This window comes from Brachyspira sp. SAP_772 (assembly GCF_009755885.1).
Taxonomy (GTDB): Bacteria; Spirochaetota; Brachyspiria; order Brachyspirales; family Brachyspiraceae; genus Brachyspira.
Map to the genome: position 1 here is coordinate 1 of NZ_VYIX01000076.1, position 873 is coordinate 873.

Sequence of the window (873 nt, forward strand, 5' to 3'; positions counted from 1 at the left end):
AAAATATGCTATTGAAACTAAAACACTGCTTGCCGTATTAAYAATAAAAAGCCAAGARAAAGTCTCTCCAACCACAGTAAAAAACTCAGAAATATTTTTTGTATCTTTTAAATCAAAATTGATATAAGAAATAATCATTATAATAAAAAATATACAAGGCACAAATACTAAATTATTTATAATAAYATAAAAATCTTCAGWATCATATGGAGGCATTGTAACATAATTAAACATAAAATGAAAAGAAAATAAAAGTAAACTTACAAGCAAAAAAGACAAAAAAGTCATCACTATTACTTTAATTTTTAATACATCTGTATGAAAGAATATAGTAAAGCAAAATAAATAAAAAAATGAAAATGGATAACTTTTTACAACAAATAAAATCAATGTATTTGCTTCTATTATATCAATACTAAAAAGATATATATATAACGGCACATTTGAAAATAGTATTGCAAATATACTAAGTAATATTTTTAAGTTTTTATTTAGTGTGATATCAGTATTTATTATATTTAAAATTTTTTTATACATTGTTTCCATAGACAAATATATTATATTATAAACAAAAAAATTCAATTGATAGTATATGTATTTGTTATATAAGTTTTTTATTCAACTTTTCCCTGTCGTTATACGGTGTGGACTTCGTMAAAGTTTTCGCCCTTCGGGCACGCTTAGCGAAAAGTGAATATATTTCACCATATTTAAAAAAACTCTATATTATGATATATTATTTATAGCTTAAAATAAATAATACAAGGAATAACACTATGATTAGTAGTTTGGCTATAAAAAAAATAAAATCAGAAAGTTTAATTCTTATATCTTTAATAGCAGTGAGTATAATATCTCCTATTGCTGTACACT

1 pseudogene is annotated in these 873 nt (G+C 22.0%); it reads right to left on the reverse strand.

What is annotated here, in order from left to right:
• Positions 1–537 (reverse strand): annotated as a pseudogene (locus GQX97_RS12675) (hypothetical protein); the annotation flags it as partial.
• Positions 538–873: the final 336 nt, after the last annotated feature.